18 protein-coding genes and 1 tRNA gene are annotated in these 18,925 nt (G+C 72.0%); 2 read left to right on the forward strand and 17 right to left on the reverse strand.

Annotated elements, in window-relative coordinates; all coding sequences use genetic code 11:
• Window positions 1–33: 33 nt before the first annotated feature.
• The 4 genes from ftsH to ACFMQL_RS04505 all read right to left on the reverse strand — a co-directional run bounded on the left by ftsH (window position 34) and on the right by ACFMQL_RS04505 (window position 5,135).
• A complete protein-coding gene (ftsH, locus tag ACFMQL_RS04490; protein WP_378784666.1) occupies window positions 34–2,193 on the reverse strand; it encodes an ATP-dependent zinc metalloprotease FtsH in 2,160 nt (719 codons plus the stop codon).
• Window positions 2,194–2,212: 19 nt separating this feature from the next.
• Window positions 2,213–2,623 carry a hypothetical protein gene (locus tag ACFMQL_RS04495; RefSeq protein ID WP_378784667.1) on the reverse strand — a complete coding sequence of 137 codons (411 nt, stop codon included), beginning with the start codon at window positions 2,621–2,623 and terminating at the stop codon, window positions 2,213–2,215.
• A gap of 587 nt (window positions 2,624–3,210) precedes the next feature.
• Window positions 3,211–3,870, reverse strand: coding sequence for a peptidyl-tRNA hydrolase (locus ACFMQL_RS04500; protein WP_364067066.1), 660 nt, complete (start codon window positions 3,868–3,870; stop codon window positions 3,211–3,213).
• Window positions 3,867–5,135 (reverse strand): MFS transporter, encoded by a 1,269-nt coding sequence (locus ACFMQL_RS04505; protein WP_364067067.1) that lies wholly within the window; start codon window positions 5,133–5,135, stop codon window positions 3,867–3,869. The genes ACFMQL_RS04500 and ACFMQL_RS04505 overlap by 4 nt, the downstream gene beginning before the upstream one ends.
• 71 nt (window positions 5,136–5,206) lie before the next feature.
• On the opposite strand from ACFMQL_RS04505, the gene ACFMQL_RS04510 reads away from it, so the two are divergent.
• A complete protein-coding gene (locus tag ACFMQL_RS04510) occupies window positions 5,207–5,671 on the forward strand; it encodes a DJ-1/PfpI family protein (protein ID WP_378784668.1) in 465 nt (154 codons plus the stop codon).
• A complete protein-coding gene (locus ACFMQL_RS04515) occupies window positions 5,650–6,192 on the forward strand; it encodes a GlxA family transcriptional regulator (protein ID WP_378790132.1) in 543 nt (180 codons plus the stop codon). Before ACFMQL_RS04510 ends, ACFMQL_RS04515 begins: the two co-directional genes overlap by 22 nt.
• A gap of 44 nt (window positions 6,193–6,236) precedes the next feature.
• Here the strand turns inward: ACFMQL_RS04515 and ACFMQL_RS04520 are convergent.
• The 13 genes from ACFMQL_RS04520 to ACFMQL_RS04580 form a co-directional block, all read right to left on the reverse strand.
• Window positions 6,237–6,309, reverse strand: a tRNA-Ala gene (locus ACFMQL_RS04520).
• Window positions 6,288–7,883, reverse strand: coding sequence for a von Willebrand factor type A domain-containing protein (locus ACFMQL_RS04525; protein WP_378784669.1), 1,596 nt, complete (start codon window positions 7,881–7,883; stop codon window positions 6,288–6,290). Before ACFMQL_RS04525 ends, ACFMQL_RS04520 begins: the two co-directional genes overlap by 22 nt.
• A 207-nt stretch (window positions 7,884–8,090) precedes the next feature.
• On the reverse strand, window positions 8,091–8,636 hold the full coding sequence (locus ACFMQL_RS04530) for a TIGR03086 family metal-binding protein (protein WP_378784670.1): 546 nt from the start codon (window positions 8,634–8,636) through the stop codon (window positions 8,091–8,093).
• A gap of 6 nt (window positions 8,637–8,642) precedes the next feature.
• Window positions 8,643–9,146, reverse strand: a complete 504-nt coding sequence (locus ACFMQL_RS04535; protein WP_364067072.1) for an isoprenylcysteine carboxylmethyltransferase family protein — start codon at window positions 9,144–9,146, stop codon at window positions 8,643–8,645.
• Between the two features lie 46 nt (window positions 9,147–9,192).
• A complete protein-coding gene (locus ACFMQL_RS04540) occupies window positions 9,193–10,134 on the reverse strand; it encodes a type III polyketide synthase (RefSeq protein WP_378784671.1) in 942 nt (313 codons plus the stop codon).
• Window positions 10,135–10,274: 140 nt separating this feature from the next.
• Entirely contained in the window at window positions 10,275–11,360 is a 1,086-nt protein-coding gene (locus ACFMQL_RS04545) for a methyltransferase (RefSeq protein WP_364067075.1), read from the reverse strand.
• A gap of 101 nt (window positions 11,361–11,461) precedes the next feature.
• Window positions 11,462–11,854, reverse strand: a complete 393-nt coding sequence (locus ACFMQL_RS04550) for a DUF3224 domain-containing protein (RefSeq protein WP_364067076.1) — start codon at window positions 11,852–11,854, stop codon at window positions 11,462–11,464.
• Between the two features lie 44 nt (window positions 11,855–11,898).
• Window positions 11,899–12,681: an LLM class flavin-dependent oxidoreductase gene (locus ACFMQL_RS04555; protein ID WP_378784672.1), complete on the reverse strand. Its 783-nt coding sequence runs from the start codon at window positions 12,679–12,681 to the stop codon at window positions 11,899–11,901.
• Window positions 12,682–12,772: 91 nt separating this feature from the next.
• On the reverse strand, window positions 12,773–13,981 hold the full coding sequence (locus tag ACFMQL_RS04560; RefSeq protein ID WP_378784673.1) for an FAD-binding protein: 1,209 nt from the start codon (window positions 13,979–13,981) through the stop codon (window positions 12,773–12,775).
• A 97-nt stretch (window positions 13,982–14,078) separates the two neighbouring features.
• Window positions 14,079–15,539: an L-arabinose isomerase gene (gene araA, locus ACFMQL_RS04565; protein ID WP_364067081.1), complete on the reverse strand. Its 1,461-nt coding sequence runs from the start codon at window positions 15,537–15,539 to the stop codon at window positions 14,079–14,081.
• Window positions 15,536–16,207 carry an L-ribulose-5-phosphate 4-epimerase gene (locus ACFMQL_RS04570; protein WP_364067083.1) on the reverse strand — a complete coding sequence of 224 codons (672 nt, stop codon included), beginning with the start codon at window positions 16,205–16,207 and terminating at the stop codon, window positions 15,536–15,538. Before ACFMQL_RS04570 ends, araA begins: the two co-directional genes overlap by 4 nt.
• Window positions 16,204–17,841 carry a ribulokinase gene (araB, locus tag ACFMQL_RS04575; protein ID WP_364067085.1) on the reverse strand — a complete coding sequence of 546 codons (1,638 nt, stop codon included), beginning with the start codon at window positions 17,839–17,841 and terminating at the stop codon, window positions 16,204–16,206. Before araB ends, ACFMQL_RS04570 begins: the two co-directional genes overlap by 4 nt.
• A 37-nt stretch (window positions 17,842–17,878) precedes the next feature.
• The gene (locus tag ACFMQL_RS04580) at window positions 17,879–18,892 is read right to left on the reverse strand and encodes a LacI family DNA-binding transcriptional regulator (protein ID WP_378784674.1); all 1,014 of its coding nucleotides are present in this window, start codon (window positions 18,890–18,892) and stop codon (window positions 17,879–17,881) included.
• Window positions 18,893–18,925 lie beyond the last annotated feature (33 nt).

Below are 18,925 nucleotides of genomic sequence, written 5' to 3' on the forward strand. Positions count from 1 at the left end.
AGGCAACCCGTCAGCAGAGCCCTGCGGCAAACGTCAGCGCCCCTCCGCCGCCGTGCGCCGCACCTCCGCGGGCGAGTGCTGCGGCGAGGCCGTCGGGCGCGAAGAGGCGGCCGGCTTCCCGTTCACGTCGGAGGCGGCCGCCGGCTTCCCGTCCCCGTCGGCGGAGGCGGTCTGCTTGCCGTCCCCGTCGGGGGACGCGGGAGACATACCGTCACCGTCCGAGGACGCGGCCGGCTTGTCGCCCTCGCCGCCGGAGGCGTCCGGCTTGCCGTCCTCGTCGGGCCTCGGCAGCCCGGCCGCCGCGTACGCCTCGGTCTCGTCCAGCGTCTCGTGCTCGAGCAGCGCCCCCACGATGGCCTCGAGCTTGTCGCGGTTGTCGGTGAGGATCTGAACGGCGCGCTCGTAGCACTCGTCCACGATCCGCCGCGCCTCCTCGTCGACCATGGCGAGCGTGACGGGCGACGCCTGCGGCTGCTGGCCGTCGTTGGGCAGGATGGTCAGCGGGCCGACCTTCTCCGACATGCCCCACCGGCCCACCATGCCACGGGCGATCATGGTGACCTGTTCGAGGTCGTTCTCGGCGCCGGTGGTGATGACGCCGAACACCACCTGCTCGGCCGCCATGCCGCCGAGCGCGCCGGTGATGCGCCCGCGCAGGTACTGCTCGTCGTAGGCGTAGCGGTCGGTGTCGGGGGTGGAGAGCGTGACGCCGAGCGCCCGGCCGCGGGGGATGATGGAGATCTTCCTGACCGGGTCGGCGCCGGGCTGGAGCATGCCGAGCAGCGCGTGACCGGCCTCGTGGTAGGCGGTGCGGGTGCGCTCCTCCTCCGGCATGACGATGCTGCGGGCCGCGCCGAGCTGCAGCTTCTCCAGCGCGTCGGCGAAGTCGGACATGGTGACCTTCTCGCGGCCGCGCTTGGCGGCGAGCAGCGCCGCCTCGTTGACCAGGTTGGCCAGGTCGGCGCCGGTCATGCCGGGCGTGGTCTTGGCGATCTGTTCGAGGCTGACCTCGCCGTCGAGCGGCACGCCGCGCGTGTGAACGGCGAGGATCGCGGTGCGACCGGCCGCGTCGGGCAGGCCCACCTGCACCGTACGGTCGAAGCGCCCGGGACGCAGCAGCGCCGGGTCGAGGATCTCGGGACGGTTGGTGGCCCCGATGACGATCACGCCTTCGGCGCCGGAGAAGCCGTCCATCTCGGTGAGGATCTGGTTGAGCGTCTGCTCGCGCTCGTCGTGGCCGCCGATGCCGCCGGCGCCGCCCCTGGCGCGGCCGATGGCGTCGATCTCGTCGATGAACACGATCGACGGCGCCACCTTGCGTGCTTCCTCGAACAGGTCGCGCACCCGCGAGGCGCCCACACCGACGATCATCTCGATGAACTCGGATGCGCTGGCGGAGAAGTACGGCACCTTGGCCTCACCGGCGACCGCCCTGGCCAGCAGCGTCTTGCCGGTGCCGGGAGGGCCGGCGAGCAGCACGCCCTTGGGCAGCTTGGCGCCCAGCCTGCGGTATTTGGCGGGGTCCTTGAGGTAGTCGACGATCTCGACGAGCTCGTTCTCGACCTCGTCGATGCCCGCGACGTCCTCGAACGTGACCCGCACCTGGTTGGCGTCGACGGGCTTGGCCGCCTTCGACTTGCCGAGCCCGCCCAGGCCGCCGCCCATCATGCTGGCGCCGCGCCGCATGATCCAGATCCACAGGCCGGCCAACAGCAGCACGGGCAGCAGCGACAGCAGCAGGTTGGAGAAGAAGCCGCGGGTGATCGGCTTGGAGGTGATCTCCACCTGGCCGTTGGCGAGCTGCTCGTCGAGCTGGTCGGTGTTGGCGAAGGCAGGGATCTCGGTGGCGAAGCGCGTGTACGTGGCGCCGCCTTCGGGGTTCTTCGCCGGCGTGCGCAGGTCGCCCTCGACCGACAGGCCCTGGGCGTAGATGTCCTTGACGTTCTTGGCGTTCACCTGCTTGGTGAACTCGGTGTACGAGATCGTCTCCACCGAGCCGCTGTCGACGAACGACGACACGACGAAGAAACCCGCGTACACCACGAGCAAGGTGACGATGAAGCGCCACCAATTGATCTTGGGCCGGCCTCCGGGCGTGCCGGGCAGGCCTTCCGAACGCCAGGGCGGTTTACCCTTGCCCTTATTCGGCGCCTGCGGCGGTCCAGAGCGTTCCACGGCGTCACTCCCCAACATCGCCGCTTTCATGATCTTTCTAGCCTAGAACACGCACCCCTGAGGCCACGCGGCCGATGTCGCGCCACTGCTTGCGCTGCGAATCCGGCACTGACACGAACGCCAGTCCCGGCTTGCTCATTCCCCCGTCGACCACGACGACGGCGGCGCGGGAGCTGTGTTTGCCGTACGTGACGCGGTAGGCGAGCATCCATCCGCGCTTGACCGGCTGGGAGGCCAGCCAGGTGATGCGCGAGCCCTTGGGGTGGTGGTTGAGCGTCCAGCGGGCGGCCAGCAGCGCCGTGTCGCGCGGGGACTTCTGCTTCATGATCGGAAGGGGGCAGGTGACGAAGACGCCGCGCAACGCGGTGCCGCGCTGCTTGGGCAGCACCTGCTTGGTGGTGAACGGCGCCGCCCCGTACCTCTTCCACGGCCGGGGCAGCCTCGGCACCAGCAGGCCCTGCGGTCCTTGATGAAGCGCTTGCCCGGGGAGCGCAGGGGCATGCGCTTGACGGAGCGGGTCAGCCTGGGCACGCGCGGGTCGGCGTACAGGGCCTCCATGGCCGTGTAGCCGGGCGCGAGCGAGGTGCCCGGACGCGGCGTCGCCCGCTCCTTGACGGGAGTGGCCGACGGAGACGCAGTGGGCGGGGGCACAGGTGCGGAGCCGGACGAGGACGGTGCGGCCGGCGGCGCGGTAACCGGCCCCGCCGCGACCTCGTCCGGCTCGGACGGGAGCACCACGGCCAGCGTCGCGGCGACGACCACGACGGCGCCGGCCACGGCCAGCCCCCGGTACACCACCCGCATCCGAATGTCACCGATGCGGGAGCGTTTGGGGGGAGAAGCCGGGATCCCGCGACGCACGGGCGGTCTCACTTGGGAACCCTTGACCTCATCTTCCCCATGTGGCACGACGGGAGCGTACGACATATCCCGGCATTGCGCCCATGAAGCTACCGAAGTGCAATCTTGGCGTTTCCGGAAAGGCGCCTTTTCGGTCTGGTCGGGGCAGAAAGCGGCCACCCTCCTCGATCAGCCTCAGGGTCGGGCCACCCGTCCGGCCAGCCACGGCGCGTCGGCCACGAACGTGCACGAGCCCGGCTCGATCTCCGTGAACCCCGCGTCCCGCACCACCGGCAGCCCGGCCGCCGCCATGGCCTCGAACGCGGCCGGGCTCTCCGCCTTGCGCACGGTCACCGGGAACCCCTGCTCCCGCCAGGCCGCCCGCTCGCCCTCGTCACTGGCCCACCAGGCGAGCTGGGCGGCGTGCCCGGCCTGCGCCATGGCCTTGCCCGCGGACATCTCCAGCGCCGGGTTCTCCCACAGGATGGGCGGCTCGGCGGGGCCCGGCGCGACGGTGTCGGTCAGCTCGGTGCCCTTGACCTGGAGCCTGGCCAGGTCGCGGGGCCAGCCGTCGAGCGGCACGGGCGGGTGCACGCGCACCTCGGCGGTGCGGTGCTCGATCGTACGGCCGGGCAGCGCGACGGCGCGGCGCCACTCGGCGCCCCTGGCCCTGCGCACCACCTTGCGGATCTTCCCGGTCGCCTCCCAGGCGTGCACCTCGGCGGCCCACTCCCCCGGGTCGGCCAGCAGGTCGAGCACCGCCTTGGCGGCGGCCTCCAGGGCATCGGTGCGTTCGGGGGGCGTGGCGCGCTCGATCCGCACGACCAGCGGCAACACATAAAGCTCGGCGTTCATCGCCCTCTAGCATGCCCGATGGCCAGTGACATGCCGGCGGCGAGGAGGCACAGGGCGCCCGCGGCGTACCAGGCGAGGTCGTAGGCGCCCAGGTGGTCGCGGGTCAGTCCGGCGCCGACGGCGGCGATCGCGGCGCCCACCTGGTGCGAGCCGAACACCCAGCCGAACACCACGGCGCCGTCGGTGCCGTAGATCTTCCGGCACAGGGCGACGGTCGGCGGCACGGTGGCCACCCAGTCGAGACCGTAGAAGACGATGAAGATGAGCATGCTGGGCTCGGTGGTGGCCGCGAACAGGCCGGGCAGCACCATCAGCGACAGGCCGCGCAGTCCGTAGTAGACGCCGAGCAGCACCTTGGGGTCGATCCTGTCGCTGAGCCAGCCGGATGCGACGGTGCCGACGATGTCGAAGATCCCGATGACGGCGAGCAGGCTCGCGGCGACCGGCTCGGCCATGCCGTGGTCGTGAGCGGCGGGGATGAAGTGGGTGCCGACCAGGCCGTTCGTGCTGGCGCCGCAGATCGCGAAGCCGCCGACGAGCAGCCAGAACGGGCGGGTACGCGCCGCGCTCGCGAACACGGTGACGGCCCTGACCGCCGCATTGACCCCGGTGGGCGGCGCGGGACGCACGGCGCCGGGCTCCGCCCCGAGCGCGGTGGTGCCGACCTCCTCGGGACGGTCGCGCAGCAGCCACCACACGAACGGCACCACGGCCAGCGCCGCCCCTGCCACGGTCAGCGAGGCGACGCGCCACCCGGGCCCCTCGGCGAGGTGCGCGAGCAGGGGCAGGAAGATGAGCTGCCCGGTGGCCCCCGCGGCGGTCAGCACGCCCGTGACGAGCCCCCGGTGGCGGACGAACCAGCGGTCCACCACCGTCGCGGCGAACACCAGCGCCATCGACCCCGTGCCCAGGCCCACCAGCACACCCCAGAACAGCAGGAGCTGCCAGCTCGCCGTCATGAGCACGGTCAGCCCGCTGCCCGCGGCGATCAGCAGCAGCGCGGCGGCGACCACGCGGCGCATGCCGAAGCGGTCCATGAGGGCTGCGGCGAACGGCGCGGTCAGCCCGTAGAGCACCAGGTTGATCGAGACCGCCGACGAGATCGTGCCCGCCGACCAGCCGAACTCCTCCTGCAACGGGGTGATCAGCACCCCGGGGGTGGCGCGGAAGCCGGCCGCGCCCAGGATGGCCACGAACGCGACGGCCGCCACGTACCAGGCCCGATGCACCCTGCGGCGGGTGGCGGGGGTGGTGCGCACAGTCATGCGGACATCCTGGAGGATCACCGCGCATCGCCACGAGTGGCCGGAAAGCCAATATGTGCAAGAATCCGGCCATGGTTCATCGCATCGCCGTGCTGGTGCTCGACCACTTCGCGCCGCTCGACCTCGGGGTGCCCGGCCAGGTCTTCCATGCGGCGCGCACGCCGTCGGGCGAGCGCCTGTACGAGGTGGTGACCTGCTCGGAGGGCCGCATGCCGGTACGCTGCGAGGCCGGCTACACCGTGCTGCCCGACCACGACCTCGACGTGCTCGACACCGCCGACACCGTGGTGGTGCCCGGCGTCCACGGCGGTGCGGTGCTGCGGGATGGCACGATCTCCGGCACGCTCCGCGCCGCGCTGCAGGGGCGGCCCCGCGTCATGTCGATCTGCACGGGCTCGTTCGTGCTGGCGGCGGCCGGGCTGCTGGACGGCCTGCGGCCACCACGCACTGGGCCGAGGCGCCGCGCTTCGCTCGCCTCTTCCCGCGGGTCGCGCTCAACCCCGACGTCTTGTTCGTGGACGACGGCGACGTGCTGACGTCGGCCGGCGTGGCCGCCGGGCTCGACCTCGCCCTGCACGTGATCAGGCGCGACCACGGCAGCGAGGTGGCCAACGCCGCGGCCCGGCGGTGCGTGATGCCGCCGTGGCGCGAGGGCGGCCAGGCGCAGTACATCGACCGGCCGCTGCCCGACGAGGCCGGCGGCGGCACGGCGGCCACCCGTGAGTACATGCTCGCCAACCTCGACGCCCCGCTCGACCTCGCCGCGCTGGCCGAGCACGCCAAGATGAGCATCCGTACGTTCACCCGGCGCTTTCGCGAGGAGACCGGGCAGAGCCCGGCGAAGTGGCTGACCGGCCAGCGGGTCCGCCACGCCAGGCACCTGCTGGAGACGACCGACCTGGGCGTGGAGGAGGTGGCCAGGCGGGCGGGCTTCGGCACGGCGGTCTCGCTGCGCCAGCGCCTGCACGCGGCCGTCGGCGTCGCGCCGCTCGCCTACCGCCGCACGTTCCGCGCCGCCGACCACGTACGGGCCGCGGCCGCCGAAGAGAAGGCGTGAAAAAGGCCGCTCCCGAACCCCGGGAGCGGCCTCGTCACGCGCTGTGGAGCTATGGGGATTCGAACCCCAGACCTCCTCCATGCCATGGAGGCGCGCTACCAACTGCGCCATAGCCCCGCGTGCCTGTACGAGTGTATCCGACTTTGAGACCCTCTCTGCACGCCTTTTCCCGGGGCCCCGGCAAGGAGCCGGAACCCCGGGACCGGAATCATGCGATCGACCTGGCCTTCTCGATGAGCGTGGCCAGCTCGGACACCATCGGATCCTCGGTCACGGGCGCAAGGCCAGGCGTGCTTCGCCAGCTCGGGCAAGTCCATGCCGAACGCCTTCCTGTCGCGCAGGTACAGGGCGAACGCCGCCACCACGACGTTCACCTGCAGCCGGGGTGACGCCTCACCCCACAGGTCGCCGGCCAGGTCGCCGGAGGACAGCGTCTCGCTCGCCTCCGACGCCTCCCTGGTGTCGGGGTCCTGCCAGCGCACGGTGGCCTGGGCGACCTGACCGCGCGCGCCGGGCTTGAGCTTGACCGCGTACAGGGCGGTGACGGAGTGGCCGGGGCCGATCTCGCCGCCGTCGCGGGCGTCGTCACGGAACTCCTCGGCCGCGATGGTGCGGTTGTCATAGCCGATGAGGCGGTGGCTCTCCACCACGGAGGGGTTGAAGACGACCTGGGCCTTGGCGTCGCGGGCGCGCAGCTCGATGGTGGCGGGAAGCTGCGTGGTGAAGAGCTTGTCGGCCTCCTCCTGGGTGCTGACGTACACGGCCATGCCGTCGCCATTGTCGGCGAGCTGCTCCATCAGCTCGTCGCCGTACTCGCGGCCGACGCCGACGGTGAGCAGCGTGATCTGCCTGCCCGCGTAGTCCTTGACCCGGTCGAGCAGCGACCGCCACTGCGTGTCGCCCTGGTTGGCCAGGCCGTCGGAGAGCACGATGACGCGGTTGGTGGCGGCCGGCCGGTACGCCTTGGCCGCCTCCTGGTAGCCGGCGACCAGGCCGGACTCCAGGTCGGTGCCGCCGCCGATGGCCAGCTCGCCGACGGCGGCGCGCAGCTCGTCCCTCGCGGTGAGCGGGGTCATCCTGGCCAGCACGTCGGCGTCGTCGCTGAAGGACACGATGGAGACCTGGTCACCGGGCGCGAGCTGGTCGAGCAGCTTGAGCAGCGCCGCCTTCACCAGGTCGAGCCGGCCCGGCTCGGCCATCGAGCCGGACACGTCCACCACGAACGTGAGGTTCGCGGGCCGGCGGGCCGCCGGGTCGGAGGCGCGGGTCTGCAGGCCCACCCGCATCACGGCCTCGTCGCGGCCGGGCAGCATGGCGCCGTCCATGTGCACGGTGAAGCCGTCGTCGGAGGGCTGCGCGTAGTCCTGCCTGAAGGCGTTGACCCACTCCTCTGGCCGGATCTCGGCGGGAGCGGGCCAGCGGCCCTCCTCGAGCGCGCGGCGGGCGTAGCCGTACGAGGCGGTGTCCACGTCCAGCGCGAACGTGGAGATCTGCGCCGTCGTGGTCTCCTGCTCGTCCCGCTCGTTCTGCTCATCGGGTGCGGTCGTGGCGGTCATCCGGCTTTCCGGTACGCCCGGTTGCCGGGCCGGCGCGGGCCTGGTGTCGCCGCTCGTGGCGCCGCCACCGCCACAGGCCGCCAGGCCGAGGAGCGCTACCAGGCCGATGCTCGCCGCTAAAGGCCGAAATTTCATCTCAACACCTCCGAGCCGTACGACGGAATACCGCACAGCCCGGCCGGGCCGGTGATACAAGCGAGCACAAACCGCGATCAGCACGTGATGCTTTGTGACGGGTGAGATCCCTGAGGCGGCGAGCCCGCGAGAAGGGGACGGCGCCGTGACACGGCGCCGCTCAGCATCGCGGCCCGCGCGCAAGGCGGCCACGGCCCGTTCAGTGCGTCACGGCTTCCAGGCCGGGTCCCGCCCGATGAGGCCGAGGAACCTGTCGAACGCGGGAGCGTCGTCCGCCACCTTCACCTCGGGCCCGAACGCGCCCATCTTCCGCCCCACAGGCGCCTGCTGCGCGACGAACTCCACCAGCAGCTCCACCGCCGCCTGCGACGCCTGGAAGTCGCGGCCGGTCGCCTTGGCGAGGTCCCAGCCGTGGGCGACGAGGTCGGTCAGCGCCATGCGGGCCAGCGTCGTCTTGGGCAGGCCGCCCATGGCCTCGCACGTGCCCTCCCACGTCTCGGGACGCTCCCAGACGGCCAGCATGCGCTCGGCCCGCGCGCGGAAGTCGCCGGTGTACTCCTTCTGCGGCGGGAACCCGCCGCCCTCCCCCACCGACTCGAACAGGGTCATGGCCCATTCCAGGTGGTTGATCAGCCCTTTGACGTCGTACTCGGAGCAGGGCGTGGGTCGCGAGAGCTCGTCGCCGGACACGCTCTCGACGAGGTCGGCGGTACGTCCGGCCGCCTCGCGCATCATGGTCAGCACTTCGTCCATGGCACCTCAGAGTGCCAGAGCCCGCTCCTCGACGCGTATGCGGACGGCGAGCAGCGCGGCGTTGACGGCGGTGAACGCCACGGCGGTCACCCAGGCGGTGTGCACCAGCGGCAGCGCGATGCCCTCGGCGACCACGGCCACGTAATTGGGGTGCCGGAACCACCGGTAGGGCCCGCGATCCACGAGCGGCAGGCCGGGCACCACCACGACGCGGGTGTTCCACTGGTGCCCGAGCGTGCGGATGCACCACCAGCGCAGCCCCTGGGCCAGCACGACGAGGGCCAGCATCGGCCAGCCGAGCGCGGGCAGGAAGGGCCGGTGCAAAGCCCACACCTCGGCGGGCGCGGCGGCCAGCAGCGCCACGTGGAGGAGCACGATGAACGGGTAGTGCCCCCTGCCGTACTCGACGCCGCCCCGCGCGCGGGCCCAGGCGAGGTTGCGCCGGGCCACGACGAGCTCGGCCAGCCGTTCCAGGACGACCAGCCCGACGAGGACGAGATAAGCGCTCACCAGTGCAGCAGCAGCAGCTCGGCGGAGAAGCCGGGGCCGAGGGCCATCAGCACGGCGGGCGTGCCGGGCCGGCCCGGGTCTCCTGCAGGACGTGGAGCACGGAGACCGACGACAGGTTGCCGTGCTCGCGCAGGGATCGCCAGGTCACGTCGAGCGCCTTCGGCGGCAGGCCGAGCGTGTCCACGATCTTCTCGATGACCTTGGGCCCGCCGGGGTGGCAGATCCAGTTGGCGACCTGGTCGGTGGTCAGCCCGTAGTCGGCGAGGAACGCCTTGATGTCGGCGGCGAGCACCTCTTCGACGAAGGAGGTGAGGTCGGCGTCCAGCATGATGCGGAAGCCGTGGTCGCCGACGTTCCAGCCCATGAGGTGCTCGGTGTCGGGATACAGGCGGCTGCGGGTGGCGACCACCTCGGGGCCGGGCCCGCGCCCGGTGGCGACGACCGCGGCGGCGGCGTCGCCGAATAGCCCGCTGGCGATCAGGTTCGCGATGGAGGTGTCGTCACGCTGGATGGTCAGGGAGCACAGCTCCACGCAGACCAGCACGGCGACGTGTGCCGGCCAGCCGCGCAGGTAGTCGTGCAGGCGGGACAGCCCGGACGCGCCGGCGGCGCAGCCGAGCCCGAACACCGGCACCCGTTTGACGTCGGGCCGCAGCCCGATCCGCTGGGCAATCTTGGCGTCGAGCGAGGGCGTGGACAGCCCGGTGGTCGAACAGAACAGCAGAAGATCGACCTTCTCAGGAGGGATGTCCGCCTTGCGCAGCGCCCCGGCAAGTGCCTGCTCACCGAGCTCCAGCGCGCGCTCGACGTAGACGTCGTTGGCGCGCGCGAAGGAGTCGAGCTTGGCGTAGTCGGCGAGGGGCAGGGCGAGGTTGCGGCCCTGGACGCCGGTGGCCGCGTGGAACCGGCGAAGCAGCTCCTCGTCGCAGTCGGTCAGCCGGGAGAACGCCTCGGTGATCTCCGCTTGCCCGTAACGATGTTCGGGCAAAACGGTCTGTACTCCCGCAATATGCATACGTCTCCTCTGCCGCGGAGAGGCCCCGGCTAACATGCGGGCGCGCCGGGGCCGGTGTCCGGCCATACCAGGCGGCCGGGCCACGCGTCCGGGACCCGGGCAGACAGCGGCGGTCAGCGGCGCAGCCGCCAGAGCGAGGTCACCTCGGCCGCGCGGGCGGCGTGCAGCGGGTCGTCCGGATCACGGGAACGTCCGTGGCGCGGTGTCACGTCGAGGCGGCCGGCCACCCGCAGGCCCGCCTGCTCGAACGCCGCGAGCAGCTCGCCCCGGCCGCGCAGCCCCAGGTGCTCGGCCAGGTCCGACATGATGAGCCAGCCCTCGCCCCCGGGCTCCAGATGCTCGGCGAGCCCGTCCAGGAAGCCCCGCAGCATGCGGCCGCCCGGGTCGTAGACCGCGTGGTCGAGCGGCGTGACCGGCTTGGCGGGCAGCCACGGTGGGTTGCAGACGATCAGCGGCGCGCGGCCGGGCGGGAACAGGTCCGCCTTCATCACCTCGACCCGGTCGGCCAGCCCCAGCCTGCCGAGGTTGTCGCCGGCGCACGCGACGGCCCGCGCGTCGAGGTCGGTGGCCACCACGCGGCGCACCCCGCGCCTGGCCAGCACGGCCGCGAGCACGCCTGTGCCGGTGCCGATGTCGAAGGCCAGCCGGTCGCCGGGCAGCGGCGCCTGCGCCACCAGGTCGACGTACTCGCTCCTGACCGGGGAGAAGACGCCGTAGTGCGGGTGGACGCGGGCGCCGAGCGCGGGCACGTGCACGCCCTTCACCCGCCACTCGTGCGCGCCGATCAGGCCGAGCAGCTCGCGCAGCGGGCCCACCGCGGGCGGGGCGTGCGGGCCGTGCACGGCGGCGCAGGCCGCCCGTACGTCGGGGGCGCGGCGCAGCGGCACCACGTGACCCGCGTCGTACGGGATGAGCAGCATGCCGAGGGTGCGGGCGCGCTGCGCACGGGCCTGACGGTAGCGGTGGAAGTCGCTGCCAGGGGCGGCGGGCTTGCCGCGCCGCCCCATCGCGGCCAGCAGTTGCCGCGCGTTGTGGAAGTCGCCGCGCCACAGCAGCGCGGTGCCCTCGCAGGCCAGCCGATACGCGGTGGCGGCTCTGGTGCGGTCGTCGGCGACGACCACGCGGGCGGGTGGCGGCGCGCCGAGCACGGATCGCCAGGGCGCCGATCGCTCGTGTCCTGCCTCGTTCCATCGGATCATCAGGACTCGACCGTTTCACGGGCGGCGCCCGAGAGGCCACCGGTTTTACCGCCACTGTTCGGTACGGCGGGGCGGCTCGGAACGTGCGGCCGAAGATGCGCTCAGAGCGTGTGGTCGAAGGTGTACGAGTGGGTGCCGTCGGGGGCGATGGAGATGCCGATCTGGCCTCTGAGCCCGCGCAGCTCGCCGGTCGCCGATTCCGGCACGACCCTGACCAGCGTCGACTGAGCGCCCGCGTCACTCACGCCGTCGTGCTGCACCACGAACGACCCCGACCGGCCGTGCAGGGTGCCCTCGAAGCGTTCCATCGCCACGTACGAGCGCGAATCCTCCACCGGCGTGGTGGCGGTCAGCATGGTGACGACGCTGCTGCCGGTCAGGTCGCCGTGCCAGGTCTTGTTGAGGGTGACGAGCTGGATCGTGACGCCGTCGCGCTCGTGCACCGGCGGCTGCGGCGTCCAGACGGTGATATCGAAAGTCCCTTTGGCTGTCATCCGGGTCATGAGGACAGCCTGGCAGGCTTACCTGTCAACTCCTGTCAGGTTCCGGCCAGGCGTTCCACGACGGGCGCGAACGCCTCCATGCACTGGGCGTTCACCGAGACGTACGACACGCCGAGGCTGTCGCGGCGGCGCAGCAGCGTGTCCGCCATCTGCTGGGGCGTGCCGATGAGCACGCCGGTGCCGGTGAGCCCGAAGCGGCTTGCTACCCAGCCGGGCGGGTCCTCGCCGGCGAAGGCCAGGTTCATGGCCAGCTCCAGGTCGTGGAAACGGTCGCCGGACAGCTCGTACAGCTCGTCCAGCCTGGCCGCCACCTGCTCCTCGGTGTAGTGGACCGGCAGGCCGAGCGCGATCGTGTCGGCCTTCTGCGCGGCCAGGCGCAGCATTTTGGGGCCTGACGCGGCCACCAGGATCCGCGTGTTCCCGACGGCGTCGATGGTCCGCATGACCCGCTCGACGCGCTCGCCCGGGGTGCCGTAGGGCACGCCGAGCGCCGCCGCGTCCTGCTCGGCGTCCGGCCGCCCGGCCCCGAGCCCCAGCTCGAACCGGCCGCCGCTGAGCGTCTGGAGGGTCTCGGTCTCCCACGCGACCGCGCGCGGGGTGCGGTTGGCGACGCTCAGCACGTACGTGCCGAGGCGCAGGGTCGTGGTCGCCGCGGCGGCCGCGGCCAGGGCGGGGAACGGCGAGAACGTGCCGAGCGTGTCGGGCACCAGCAGCGTGTCGTATCCCAGGCTCTCGGCCCTGCGGGCGAGGCCGGTCCACGCGGCGGCATCGGGCGCCCGCCCACCGACGGCGCCGAATCTGAAGGGGTGGTCTGTCATGCCCTTCACGATCGCCGACGGGCGGGCGCGGCACATCGTCTCGCGGACCGGTGCGGGGCTACGTCATGCGGCGCAGCCCCGCGCGGGTGCGCTACTCCCCCAGCAGTACGCGGGTGAACGCGTTGCCGAACTTGCCCGTGGGATCGAGCCTGCGCGCCAGTTCCTTGAAGCGCGGCGGGCACTCGGGGAAGCGGGTGAACAGCTTGCCCCAGTGCGGCCGCGGGTCGAACGGCGCCAGCGTCCGCTCGACCAGCTCCAGCACGGGCATGACGGTGTCGACGTCCCTGACCCAGGTGAAGTGGATGCCGACGGTGTCGCGGCCGTTGAACGGGCTCAGCCACAGCTCGTCGGCGGCGATGGTGCGGATCTCGGAGATCTGCAGGGCCGGGCGGATGCGGTCGCCGATCGCGAACAGCTCGCGCAGCGCCTTGACCGCGTGCTCCCTGGGCAGCAGCAGCTCCGACTGCAGCTCGTCGCCCGCGCCGCTGGGCGGGGAGTCGGCGCGGAAGTGCGGCAGCCGGTCGTACCAGGGGCCGGGGACGCCGAGCTGGCCGGTGCAGGTGTCCGGCGGCATGGCGGGCAGCGGGTGGCGCGGGCCGTCGGCGGGCGTGGTGCCGTACCAGTCGGGGTCGGTCAGCTCGTCTTCGCGCTTGAGCCACACGCGGGTGTCGCGGAAGTCGGTGAACAGGCTGACGCTGTAGCCGCTCGCCATGATCGCGTCGAAGTCGGCGAGCGCGTCGGGGGTCAGTCCCTCGCGTACGTACTGGCGCAGCTCGAACGCGGGCACCAGGTCGAGCGTGAGCGAGGTGACGATGCCGAGCGCCCCCACCGAGACGACCGCGCCGGGGAAGTCGGCGTCGCCGCGCGAGAGCGTCAGCAGCGAGCCGTCGGCGGTGACCAGGTCGATCGAGGACACGGCGGAGGCCAGGCCCGGCTGGGTGACGCCGGAGCCGTGAGTGCCGGTCGCGACCGAGCCGGCGACGGAGATGTGCGGCAGCGAGGCCATGTTCGCCAGCGCGAACCCGGCCTTGTGCAGCAGCGGCGCGAGCTGGGCGTAGGTGATGCGGGCGCCGACGCGCACCTTGGCGGCGGCGCTGTCGATCTCCACGAGCTCGGGCATGCGGTCCAGCACCACCAGGTCGCCGGTGGTGTCGGCGACGTGGTTGAAGGAGTGGCCGCTGCCCAGCGCCCGTACGCTGCTGCTGCCCGCGACGAGCCGCTGCAGCTCGTCGAGGGACGTCGGATGATGGACTTCTTTCGCGTGGAATGTGGTGTTTCCAGCCCAATTGGTCAGCGTCACGCGGTTCACCTTCCCACAACATCGCCCGCCGCCCTCCGGCGGGTGCCCGCGAGTCCCCGCGCCGGGCCTGTGAGCCCGGCGCGGGAACCCGCCGGGCTCACAGGCCCTGGGCCAGCCGGTAGTACGCCTGGTTCCAGCGCAGCTCCTTGGCGAACCGCTCGGTCGTGGTGTCGGCGTCGATGATCACCAGCTCCACGCCCAGCATGTCGGCCAGGTCCGTCAGCTCCTCGCGGCCCACCGCCTTCGACAGCACCGTGTGGTGCGGGCCGCCCGCGGTCAGCCACGACTCGGTGGAGGTGCGCAGGTTCGGGCGCGGGCTCCACACCGCGCGCGCCACCGGCAGCTTGGGCAGCGGCTGCGGCGGGGCGACCACGTCGATCTCGTTGGCCACCAGGCGGAACCTGTCGCCCATGTCGGCCAGGCCCACCACGATGGCCGGGCCGGGCTCGGCGTCGAAGACCAGCCGCACCGGGTCCTCGCGGTTGCCGATGCCGAGCGGGTGGATCTCGCACGACGGCGTGTCCGCCGCGATCGACGGGCAGACCTCCAGCATGTGGGCGCCCAGGATCAGCTCCTGGCCCGGCGTCAGGTTGTAGGTGTAGTCCTCCATGAAGGAGGTGCCGCCCTTGCCGCCGGTCATGGCCTTCAGCGTCCGCACCAGCACCGAGGTCTTCCAGTCGCCCTCGCCGCCGAAGCCGTAGCCGTCGGCCATCAGCCGCTGCACGGCCAGGCCGGGGAGCTGGCGCAGCCCGCCGAGGTCCTCGAAGTTCGTGGTGAACGCCTTGTAGCCGCCCGCCTCCAGGAAGCCGCGCAGGCCCAGCTCGATCCTGGCCGCGTAGCGCAGCGACTCGTTGCGCTCGCCGAGCAGCTCCGGCACGACGCGGTACTGCTCCTCGTACTCCTTGACGAGCGCGGTCACCTCGGCGTCGGAGGCGGCGTCCACGGCCTCGACCAGGTCGTTGACGCCGTAGGTGTTGACCGAGACGCCGAAGCGGAGCTGCGCCTCGACCTTGTCGCCCTCGGTCACCGCCACGTCGCGCATGTTGTCGCCGAAGCGGACCAGCTTCAGCGTGCGCAGCTCGGCGAGGCCCGTCGCGGCCCGGTGCCAGGCGAGGATGCGCTCGCCCACCGCAGGGTCGCTGACGTGCCCTGCCACCGTCTTGCGCGGCACGCCGAGGCGCGTCTGGACGAACCCGAACTCACGGTCGCCGTGTGCGGCCTGGTTGAGGTTCATGAAGTCCATGTCGATGGTGGCCCACGGCAGCTCGACGTTGGCCTGCGTGTGCAGGTGCAGCAGCGGCTTGCGCAGCGCGTCCAGCCCGGCGATCCACATCTTCGCCGGGGAGAACGTGTGCATCCACGCGATCACGCCGGCGCAGTCGTCGTCGGCGTTGGCCTCCAGCATCACCCGCCGGATGGCCGCCGCGTCGGTCAGGACGGGCTTCCACTCCACCGGCAGGGGAAGCTGCTCGGCGATGCGCCGGGACTGCTCGGCCACCTGGCGCAGCGTGTCCTCGCCGTACAGCCCCTGGCTGCCGGTCAGAAACCAGATTGTCAACGCGGGCTCCTCTGTCCGTAGACGTTCTGATAGCGGTCGTAGAGGCGGTCGATGTCGTCCTGCGCGATGGGCAGCGGGTCGCCGAGCTGGCGGGCGATGTGCACCGTACGGGCCACGTCCTCGCACATCACGGCGGCCTTCACGGCGGCCTTGGCGTCCTTGCCGATGCTGAACACCCCGTGGTTCTGCATGAGCACGGCCTTGGAGCGGTGGCCCTTGAGCGTCTCGACGATGCCCTTGCCGATGGAGTCGTCGCCGATGAGCGCGAACGGCCCGACCGGGATCTCGCCGCCGAACTCGTCGGCCATCGCGGTCAGCACGCACGGGATGGCCTCGCCGCGGGCGGCCCAGGCCGAGGCGTACGTGGAGTGGGTGTGCACGACGCCGCCCACGTCGGGCATGTTGCGGTAGACGTAGGCGTGCGCGGCGGTGTCGCTGGACGGCGAGTGCTCGCCCTCGACGAGGTTGCCGTCCAGGTCGCACACGACCATGTTGTCCGGGGTCAGCTCGTCGTAGGAAACGCCTGACGGTTTGATGACGAAGAGGTCCTCACCCGGCACGCGGCCCGACACGTTGCCGGCCGTCCACACCACCAGGTTGTAGCGGACCAGCTCGGCGTGCAGGTCCGCGACCGTCTTGCGGAGAGTGGTCACATCGGGGGAAGTCATGCGCTTGCCTCGTTCCTGATCGCGCGCAGCGTGTGCAGCATCCGTCCGTCGGCGAAGAAGTCGTGCAGCCTGCGGTATTCGGCGTAGAGCCGGTCGTAGGCGTCGGCGCGGTCCGGGTCGGGCTCGTAGGCCCGCTCGGTGCGCTTGCCCATCGCCGCGGCGGCCTCCTCGATGGAGGGGTAGGCGCCGGCGGCGACCGCGGCGTGGATGGCCGAGCCGAGCGCGGGGCCCTGGTCGGAGCCGATGACCGACAGGGGGCGGCGCAGCACGTCGGCGTAGACCTGCATGAGGAAGGAGTTCTTCAGCAGCCCGCCGGCCACCACGAACTCCTCGACCGGCACGCCGGACTGCTCGAACGTCTCGACGATCATCCGCGCGCCGTAGGCGGTGGACTCGATGAGCGCCCGGTAGACGTCCTCGGGCTTGGTGGCCAGGGTCTGGCCGACGATCACGCCGGACAGGTTGTGGTCGACCAGCACCGAGCGGTTGCCGCCGAACCAGTCGAGCGCGACCAGCCCGTGCTGGCCGACGGCCTGCTTCTCGGCCAGCGCGGTCAGCTCGTCGTGGCCTTCGGTGCCGAAGTTCTCCACGAACCAGGCGAAGATGTCGCCGACCGCGGACTGCCCGGCCTCATAGCCCCACAGCCCCGGCACGATGCCGTCCTGGACGACACCGCACATGCCGGGCACCTCGGCCAGCCGGTCGCTCGGCATGATGTGGCAGGTGGAGGTGCCCATGATGGCGACCATCTGGCCGGGCCTGACGGCGTCGGCGGCGGCCGCGGTGACGTGGGCGTCCACGTTGCCGACGGCGACGGCCGCGCCCTCGGGGATGCCGGTCCACTCGGCCGCCTGCGCGGTGAGCCGGCCGGCCAGGCCGCCCAGCGGGGCCAGCGTGACGCCGTTCACGTCGTCGCCGACCTGGCCAGTGGCGAGCTTGTCGGTGAAGTCGGCGAAGCCCGGGTTCAGCTCGGCCAGGAACTCCCGCGACGGGTAGCTGCCGTCCTGGAAGATGCCCTTGTAGCCGACCGTGCAGATGTTGCGGCTCTCCACGCCGGTGAGCTGCCAGATGATCCAGTCGGCGGCCTCGATCCAGCGCTCGGCCCTGGCGTAGACCTCGGGGGCCTCCTCCAGCACCTGCAGCGCCTTGGCGAACTCCCACTCCGAAGAGATCTTGCCGCCGTAGCGGGGCAGCCAGCTCTCGCCGCGCCGTGCGGCCAGCTCGTTGATGCGGTCGGCGTGCGGCTGCGCGGCGTGGTGCTTCCACAGCTTGGGCCAGGCGTGCGGCACCTCCGGCGTCTCGAAGCACAGCGGCGTGCCGTCCGCCGTGGTCGGCAACACGGTGCAGGCGGTGAAATCGGTGCCGATGCCGATGATGTCGGCGGCCGGCACGCCCGCGGCGGCGATCGCCTGCGGCACCGCGTTCTTGATCACGTCGAGCCAGTCCTGCGGCGACTGCAGCGCCCAGTCGGGGCCGAGGCGCACGTCGGTGCCGGGCAGGGTCTGCTCGATGACGCGGTGCGCGTACTCGTGGACGGCGCTGCCCAGCTCGGCGCCGTCGCTGACGCGTACGACGACGGCACGTCCTGACAACGTGCCGAAGTCCACTCCGACGACGTACTTGTTAGCGTTCACATTGAACTCCAGGGGTTTCCGGGGGCATGCCCATCATCTACCGGACAGGGGCGGTGCTGGCCCGCACCACGAAGCTCGGCCGCACGACCAGCCGCTCGAACGCGGCCGGCCCCGCCTCGATCTGCCGCAGCAGCACCTCGATGCAGTGGCGCCCCACCACGTCGAAGTCCTGCCTGACCGTGGTGAGCGGCGGCGAGAAGAACTCGGACTCGGGGATGTCGTCGAAGCCGACCACGCTCATCTGCTCCGGCACCCGCACTCCCTTCTCGGACAGGGCGCGCAGCACGCCGAGCGCCATCTGGTCGTTGGCCGCGAACACGGCGGTCACGCCGTCCATGCCGGCCAGGCTCTTGCCGGCCTCGTCGCCGGCGCGCGGGCTCCAGTCACCGGCCAGCGGCTCGGGCACCGGGCGGCCCGCCTCCTCCAGCGCCGAGCGCCAGCCCTCGATGCGGCCCTCGGTCTCCAGCCAGTCCTGCGGGCCTGCCACGTGCCAGACCGTCTCGTGGCCCAGCTCCAGCAGATGGCGGGTGGCGAGCCTGGCGCCCTCGGCCTGGTCGATGCAGACCACCGACACATCGGTGCTGTGCGTGCCCTCGACCGCGACCGCGGGCATGCCGGCGGGCAGGTTCTCCAGGGCGCGCCCGGCCGAGCGCTGCGGCGCCACCACCACGACGCCGTCCACGCCCTGCTCGGCGAGGTAGTCGATGGCGTCGCCGACGCTCGCGGTGTCGATCGACTTCAGGCTGACGATGCTGACGAAGTAGCCGGCGGTCCTCGCCGCCTGCTCGATGCCGTAGATGGTGCTGGCCGGGCCGTACAGGGTGGTGTCGAAGCTGACCACGCCCAGGGTGCGCGAGCGCTTGGTGACCAGGGCGCGGGCGGCGAGGTTGCGGCGGTAGCCCAGCCGGCTGATCGCCGCCTCCACGCGGGCGCGGGTGTCCGGCCGGACGTTGGGATGGTCGTTGAGCACCCGGGAGACCGTCTGGTGCGACACGCCCGCCTCCCTGGCCACGTCGGCCATGACCGGCACGCGACGCTTGGGGGTCGTCACGGTCTCTCCTTTCGCTCGGGGGGATCTTACTCA

Source organism: Nonomuraea fastidiosa (assembly GCF_042751225.1).
Lineage (GTDB): Bacteria > Actinomycetota > Actinomycetes > Streptosporangiales > Streptosporangiaceae > Nonomuraea > Nonomuraea fastidiosa.

What these genes read in the sequence shown, in the direction of transcription:
- ftsH (WP_378784666.1), bottom strand. Translation starts at nt 2,193, where the DNA reads ATGTTGGGGAGTGACGCCGTGGAACGCTCTGGACCGCCGCAGGCGCCG.
- ACFMQL_RS04500 (WP_364067066.1), bottom strand. Translation starts at nt 3,870, where the DNA reads ATGAACGCCGAGCTTTATGTGTTGCCGCTGGTCGTGCGGATCGAGCGC.
- ACFMQL_RS04505 (WP_364067067.1), bottom strand. Translation starts at nt 5,135, where the DNA reads ATGACTGTGCGCACCACCCCCGCCACCCGCCGCAGGGTGCATCGGGCC.
- ACFMQL_RS04510 (WP_378784668.1), top strand. Translation starts at nt 5,207, where the DNA reads ATGGTTCATCGCATCGCCGTGCTGGTGCTCGACCACTTCGCGCCGCTC.
- ACFMQL_RS04525 (WP_378784669.1), bottom strand. Translation starts at nt 7,883, where the DNA reads ATGAAATTTCGGCCTTTAGCGGCGAGCATCGGCCTGGTAGCGCTCCTC.
- ACFMQL_RS04530 (WP_378784670.1), bottom strand. Translation starts at nt 8,636, where the DNA reads ATGGACGAAGTGCTGACCATGATGCGCGAGGCGGCCGGACGTACCGCC.
- ACFMQL_RS04545 (WP_364067075.1), bottom strand. Translation starts at nt 11,360, where the DNA reads ATGATCCGATGGAACGAGGCAGGACACGAGCGATCGGCGCCCTGGCGA.
- ACFMQL_RS04550 (WP_364067076.1), bottom strand. Translation starts at nt 11,854, where the DNA reads ATGACAGCCAAAGGGACTTTCGATATCACCGTCTGGACGCCGCAGCCG.
- ACFMQL_RS04555 (WP_378784672.1), bottom strand. Translation starts at nt 12,681, where the DNA reads ATGACAGACCACCCCTTCAGATTCGGCGCCGTCGGTGGGCGGGCGCCC.
- ACFMQL_RS04570 (WP_364067083.1), bottom strand. Translation starts at nt 16,207, where the DNA reads ATGACTTCCCCCGATGTGACCACTCTCCGCAAGACGGTCGCGGACCTG.